The organism is Trichocoleus sp. DQ-U1 (genome assembly GCF_039961925.1).
Taxonomy (GTDB): domain Bacteria; phylum Cyanobacteriota; class Cyanobacteriia; order Cyanobacteriales; family FACHB-T130; genus FACHB-T130.
Genome location: NZ_JAMPKB010000014.1, coordinates 105,615 through 112,227 on the forward strand (window position 1 = coordinate 105,615; position 6,613 = coordinate 112,227).

Sequence of the window (6,613 nt, forward strand, 5' to 3'; positions counted from 1 at the left end):
GTCAATTTACCTTTTGTAACTGCTGCACAAAGGACGGATCGATTAGTTTTTGAATATCCGGCGCAGCGCTTAGCCCTCCGGTACGAGTATAAAAGTCGGCGTACAATTTGGCTGTATGATACAGCGACTCTGTTGTTGAACCTGGAGTAAATGCCTTTAAGTTGTCTTGCAAATTAGACAACTGGATGCCATCTGTTGAAATAATTTCAGGTTTGATATTGAGGGTTTTGGCAATTATTGCTTTGCTTTCTTCTGGATTCGCTTTCCAGTAGTCTTGGGCTTGGAACCAAGCGCGAATAAATGCCTTTATATCTTGAGGGCGATCGCGTAGCACATTGCTGTGAAACACGATGACATCTGGAATTAACCCAGGAGTCTGCTTACTGGTGAATAGCACTTTAGCCCCAGATTTGACTGCTTGAGACAAATGGGGTCCCCAGGTTTGTCCTGCTTGAATTTCACCACTTTTTAAGAAAGCTGGAATTGCTTCCGCTTCTATATTGACTAAGCTGACATCTTGAGTAGAAAGACCTTTCGTTTCTAGTATCTTAGTGACAAACAGTTCTCCAAAATCATTTAACTTAGTGCCGATCCGCTTACCCTTCAAATCAGCCACGCTTTTTATATGGCGCTGAGCTACCATTGCGTCAGCACCCGCTGATTGATCGGTGACTAAAACGATTTTTGCATCTGGGTTTTGCCCAAGCCTACTCATAACGCTACCTAATGGCAGCGCAACCCCATCATTTTTATTAGCACTGAAGTTAGACAGGGGTAGGAGATAGTTTTCTGAAAAAATGGGTTCGACTTTAACACCCTGCGCTTGGAAGAATCCTTTTTCTTGGGCGATCGCCATCGGAAACTGTCCAGCCCAAAGATTATAGCTGACCCTAAGAGGCAAAGACTGTGGGCTGGAAGTTACGGTTGTCGTGCCATTGCAGGCGGTGATTAGCACAATGCTGAGTAATACAAGAGATACAAAGCGTAGCAATCGAGATTTCATGCTAAAACCTGTTGATGTGTGTGACTGAATACGGTCAACTTCCTGGCTGCAACTGCTGCACAAAAGACGGATCGATCAGTTTTTGAATATCTGGCGCAGCGGTTAATCCTCCAGTACGAATCGAGAAATCGGCGTACAATTTGGCGGTATGGTACAACGACTCTTCTGTGGAACCTGGAGTAAACGCTTTTAAGTTTTCTTTTAAGGTGGACAGCTGAATGTTATCGGTTGAAACGCTCTCCGGTTTAATCTTCAGCCGCTTAGCAATCAGTGATTTGCTTGCTTCTGGGTTGGCTTTCCAGTAATCTTGGGCTTGGAACCAAGCTCGGACAAATGCTTTTATATGTCCAGGGCGATCGCGTATTACATTGCTGCGAAATAAGATGACATTGGGAATCAACCTAGGTGTTTGCTTACTGGTAAATAGTACCTGCGCTCCGGCTTTCACTGCCTCTAATGTGTAGGGATACCAAGTTTGTCCGGCTTGAATATCACCGCTTTTTATGTGTGCTGGAATGGCTTCCCCTTCTATATCGACTAGCGTCACGTCATCGGTAGTAAGACCATTGCTCTCCAGCATCTTGACAACAAACAATTCTCCGTAGTCGCCTAACTTCACGCCGAGTCGCTTGCCCTTCAAGTCAACCACACTTTTAATATCACGTTGCACCACTACGGTATCAGCACCAGCCGATTGATCGGTTTCCAGGACAATGTGGATATCTGGGTTTTTCCCAATGATGCTCATCACACCACCCAATGTTACGATGATGCCATCATATTTACCTGCACTAAAATCAGAAACAACTCCTAAATAGTTTTCTGAATACACAGGTTCAACTTCCACCCCCTGTTCTGCGAAAAATCCTTGTTCTGAAGCAATCTCCATTGGGAAATATCCAGGCCACAGATTGTAGGCAATTTGCAGTGGTGGAAGCTCAGGTTTAGAGGTTATAAAGGTTCTGCCATTGCAGGCTGTAACCAGGAAAAGGCTGAGCAAAAAAAGAGACGCAAAGCGGAGAAATCGAGATTTCATCTTGAAAAACTGTTGATGTTTAACTGCATGGAATAACGCTTTTTTTCTCGTTAATTTCCTGCCTGCGACATCTGCACAAAAGAAGGATTAATCATTTTTTGAATATCTGGCGCGGTGCTTAATCCTCCGGTGCGAATATAGAAGTCGGCGTACAATTTGGCGGTATGGTACAACGACTCGGTTGTAGAACCAGGAGTAAATGCTTTTAAGTTGTCTTTTAAGGTGTACAACTTGACACCCTCAGTGGAAACTTCTTCAGGTTTGATGGAGAGCGTTTTCGCAATCAGTGCTTTACTTTCTTCGGGATTTGCCTGCCAGTAATCTTGAGCTTGAAACCAGGCGCGAATAAATGCTTGAATGTCTTTTGGGCGATCGCGTACTACTGAGGAGCGAAACACGATTACACTCGAAATTAAGCCGGGTGTGTCCTTACTGGTGAATAATACTCGCCCTCCAGATTTGGTTACTTCAGATAAGTACGGTTCCCAAGTATGTCCCGCTTGAATATCCCCGCTCTTAAAACGTGCTGGAACCGCTTCTCCTTCTACGTTGACTAGGGTCAAATTATCGCTAGTCAAACCATGTTTCTGGAGCATTTCGCTGACAAATAATTCTCCATCACCTAACCTGACTCCGAGGCGCTTGCCTTTCAAGTCAGCGACACTTTTAACCTCTGGGCGAACTACTATTGAGTCAGAACCAGCCGATTCATCAGTTGCCATCGCAATCTGTAAATCCGGGTTTTTCTCAATGATGCTCATCAAGCTACTTACTGTGATGGCAACTCCATCATATTGTCCAGCACTGAATTCAGACACCGATTCTAGAAAGTTTTGGACATAGACGGGTTTGACTTTGACCCCTTGAGCTGTGAAGAATTCTTTTTCTTGAGCGATCGCGATTGGGAACAACCCAGGCCACAAATTGTAGCCGACGGTAAGGGGCTGAGTTTCTTTTTGGGAAGTCACCGTCGTGCTATTGCAGGCTGCGATCAGCACAATACTGAGCAAAAAAAGAGACACGAAGCGGAACAGTCGAGATTTCATAGAAACTATTTTTGTGACTTAACTGGGGTTATGCTGCCTTTTATCGCTGAACCGATCGACAGCTTTACGAAAGTTCGGTCTCAACTCTGGTGCTTCTATTGGCTCAAAGCCTTGTCATCGTTGGTTTTTCTCTCGCTAACTCAGGAGTTGAGCGATCGCCCAAAAGGAAGACCTGCAATAATCAGAGTTTGCATCAGTACCCTTCTTAGAATTCCCGATTTTCTTCGGGTTTTCACCATCTGTTCTATATCTTTAGTGGAGGGTGTGGGGATCGAAGCGGGTCGATTCCTTAGCGCTAGAGAGCCAACAAATGTAAAACACCTTGGCGTTGCCATTGGATTTGAAGGATGTGACAACGCAACTTGGTATAAGTATTAAATCAGCACCAATCAACAGATTGCTCTTTCCCAGCGCGAACTGACAAGTCAGAGCTAGGCTAACGCCTCGCTTTGCTGTTTTCATACCCAAAGGGCTGTACGCGATCGCAGCCCAGAGGTAAGCGTTTTTTGTCGAGTTGCAAGCAGTCTATGGATTTAAAATTCAGGGAAAATGCCCTATGACCATTTGGGTAAACGATTGACATACCCATCCGTGGAGTTTAACTTTGAAGAGTAGATGTACCAAGGGATAGGGCAGACAAGCGGATCGCCACAGCACCCAAAAGCACCACATCATCGAGTTAAACTAAGCAATAAGTAAGAAATGCCAAAGACCAAACTCCATAAGGAATCCAGCGTTAGTACAGATGAACTAATGGGGGATTTAGAGATCCCCGATAACCTGAGAAAAGACCTTAGCTATCCAGCTAGTAAGAAGAAAGAAGCGCTTCGGATCGAACACTTAGAGAAGAAACTGTCAGAAAGACTCCAGACCATTAACACCAACCTCAAAGCTGATGGTGTGAAAGTTCAGTTAGTCAGAGTAGGTAACACTATCGCTCTACAGTTCTCAGCACCTTTGCGAGATGGTGATAAACCTACCGTTGCAGGAAGGTCAAGCAAGCAATACAAGTTAGGTGCTAACTGTCCCTGGTCTGCTGATGGGTTAACTCTAGCTGATAGCTACGCTAGACAGATTGGGCATCACTTACTACACAAAACATTCACCTGGCAGTGGTTTGATTCTGAGATAGCTAAGAAAACAGAATTAACAGCAACTGAGACACCTAAAACTATTGGTGAATTAATTGAAGAGTTCAAGGTTAAATACTTTCTGACACGCAAGCGTAATAGACAGAGTGAAGCAAGTCTTCACTCTTGGTTAATTTGGCTGAATCGCCTACCAATTGATAAACCACTATCAAGTGATTTAATCATGCAGGTTATTCAATCTACAGAAGCGGGAACTGGCAAGCGAATACATCTTGTAAAGGCATTATCTGTTTTTTGCAACACCATTGATTTTGATTTTAAATTCAATGGTCTAAGGGATGGCTATAAGCCTAAAGAAAAAAAGATACCAACTGATGAAGAGATTGAGCAATATCGATTAAAAATCCAGCCATCAAAGTATCGTTCAAATTCTCAATGGGAGTCATGGCAATGGCTCTACGGAATACTTGCTACCTATGGTTTAAGGATTCACGAAATATGGGCAATTGATATCCCTAAGTTCTTAGACCCCACTAACACTAACAACGTGATTACTTTAGATGAATCACTCACTGAAGGATTAAAGACTGGTGATCGTGTAGTGTTTCCTTTACATCCTGAATGGGTAGAGAAGTTTAATTTAAAGGATGTCAAAAAGCTTCACTCCGTGAGTAACCTAATAGATAAAAGCACTTTGGTTTGTCAAAAATTTCGTAGACACAAAATCCCTTTCACTCCTCACACATTGCGCCATGCTTACGCAATCAGGGGTCATGTATTAGGTATCCCTGTTAAAGAGATGGCGAATAACATGGGACATTCAGTACAGATGCATACTGACACATATCAGAAGTACATGAGCCTTGACACTCGTACACAGGTCATGAGACAGGCTCATGAGCGTAATAAAGGACAGCAAAAGGAACTGAGTGAAGTAGAACGTTTGAAGGCAGAAGTAGCAGCTTTAAGGGCTGAGAACGAATCACTGAAGACAGAGTTAAGGCTAACAAGAGAATTAGCGGGTAAGTAGCATCTAGAACCTACAACTCATCAGCACTAATTACCCTCCCAAACTTGGGAGGGTTTTTTATATCTGTCATAACTACTCAACCGTCATAGCGATATGTCTATTTTCCAGAAAAAGTTAAACTCCAGAGTTTAACTCATACCAAAAAATACACATATCGCTAATCCACCTCACAACTTTGAGTACAACAACTAACCACTGATGAGCGAGCCATCGGGTATTGTGCCCACTCTCTAACCACTGGTGTCATTTCCGACTAAATATCTTTAATGGGTATCTCTACAAGTTGAGTGTGTCCCTCATGAAGGAAGTCTTGCAGCATAACGCTGTATACACAAAAACCTCTGGGGTTTTGAAATCGTGTATAAGGCTATACAAGGCTTCTGGAGTGGTTTCTGAGATACCCGGTTTCAGGGGTCTGACATTCGCTGTTGAGGGGCGTTATTTGATTTGAGTGTACACTCAAATTTGAATGTACACTCAAATTTGAGAAATGGTTAACAGTGGGAAGACTCCAACTAGAGAGCAAACTGATGCTTATGATTTCATTTACACCTACTTCAATAGGGAACTGTTTAATAATGAGCTTCCGGAATGTGTACTAACTCTCTCACCTAAAGCTGGCGAGTACGGTTGTTTCCTACCTGATAAGTGGGACAAGAACGGAGTAACTCTGAGTGGAATACAGTTAAGTCCTGTGAGCTTTGAACGTCATGTGCAAGATGTTTTGGCGGCGCTCTGCCGTCAGATGGTGAATGTTTGGCAGTACAACTTTGGAAAAAAGAAACCTGCTAGACAAGGTTACTGTAATGAAGAATGGAAGGCAAAAATGAGAGAAGTTGGACTGAATCCTATAGACATTGGTGACAAGTGGAATGTAGACCACGAAGTTGTTAAAAACGGTAAATTCGAGCAAGCGATCAACAATCTCCCTATGGAAAAGCTTATCCCCTGGAAAACTAAACCATCGGATGAACCTGAAAGGAGTAAAGGCGGCAAAAGGGTTAAATATACTTGCCCTAAGTGTGACCTAAATGCACGATCTAGACCAAATGTAAGGATTGCTTGTTGGGATTGTAAGCTCCTCATGGAAGCATCCACTAACTAAGAAAAATCATGCTCTGGGGAGTCCTCTGAATCACTTAGCTAAATAAATAAAAACCTCCCTTATACAAACAGGGAGGTTTTAAGTACACTTTGAGAAATGGTTTATTTCACCATAACTCATTTTTCGTTTCACTTGCATTCATTTGTCACATTGAGATTAACTCAGTAGTTAAACTCATTTGAGTGAACGTAAGTGCTTAAGCAAAATTAATTACATATTCGGTTCCGACTTTTTTTAGCACATTTTTGACATACTTTACTAAACTTTTCCAGTCCCGATAAGCCTCTATCTCTATCCATTCA

The 6,613-nt window shown here is 42.8% G+C and carries 5 protein-coding genes and 1 pseudogene; 2 read left to right on the forward strand and 4 right to left on the reverse strand.

Going from position 1 to position 6,613, the window contains the following annotated elements; genetic code table 11:
- Position 1: 1 nt before the first annotated feature.
- Genes NDI34_RS08545 through NDI34_RS08555 form a run of 3 tightly spaced genes read right to left on the reverse strand, consistent with a single transcriptional unit; the run spans position 2 to position 3,085 of the window.
- Complete coding sequence (locus NDI34_RS08545) at positions 2-1,003, reverse strand: ABC transporter substrate-binding protein (RefSeq protein ID WP_190414449.1); 1,002 nt, start codon at positions 1,001-1,003, stop codon at positions 2-4.
- 34 nt (positions 1,004-1,037) lie between these two features.
- Positions 1,038-2,039, reverse strand: coding sequence for an ABC transporter substrate-binding protein (locus tag NDI34_RS08550; RefSeq protein ID WP_348232415.1), 1,002 nt, complete (start codon positions 2,037-2,039; stop codon positions 1,038-1,040).
- Positions 2,040-2,089: 50 nt separating this feature from the next.
- Positions 2,090-3,085 carry an ABC transporter substrate-binding protein gene (locus tag NDI34_RS08555; protein WP_348232416.1) on the reverse strand — a complete coding sequence of 332 codons (996 nt, stop codon included), beginning with the start codon at positions 3,083-3,085 and terminating at the stop codon, positions 2,090-2,092.
- Between the two features lie 702 nt (positions 3,086-3,787).
- Between NDI34_RS08555 and NDI34_RS08560 the strand changes: the two genes are divergently transcribed.
- Both NDI34_RS08560 and NDI34_RS08565 read left to right on the forward strand, forming a co-directional pair.
- Complete coding sequence (locus tag NDI34_RS08560) at positions 3,788-5,206, forward strand: hypothetical protein (protein WP_190676386.1); 1,419 nt, start codon at positions 3,788-3,790, stop codon at positions 5,204-5,206.
- 490 nt (positions 5,207-5,696) lie between these two features.
- The gene (locus NDI34_RS08565; protein ID WP_190676384.1) at positions 5,697-6,311 is read left to right on the forward strand and encodes a hypothetical protein; all 615 of its coding nucleotides are present in this window, start codon (positions 5,697-5,699) and stop codon (positions 6,309-6,311) included.
- Positions 6,312-6,507: 196 nt separating this feature from the next.
- Here NDI34_RS08565 and NDI34_RS08570 read toward each other — a convergent pair.
- Positions 6,508-6,613 (reverse strand): annotated as a pseudogene (locus NDI34_RS08570) (IS630 family transposase); the annotation flags it as partial.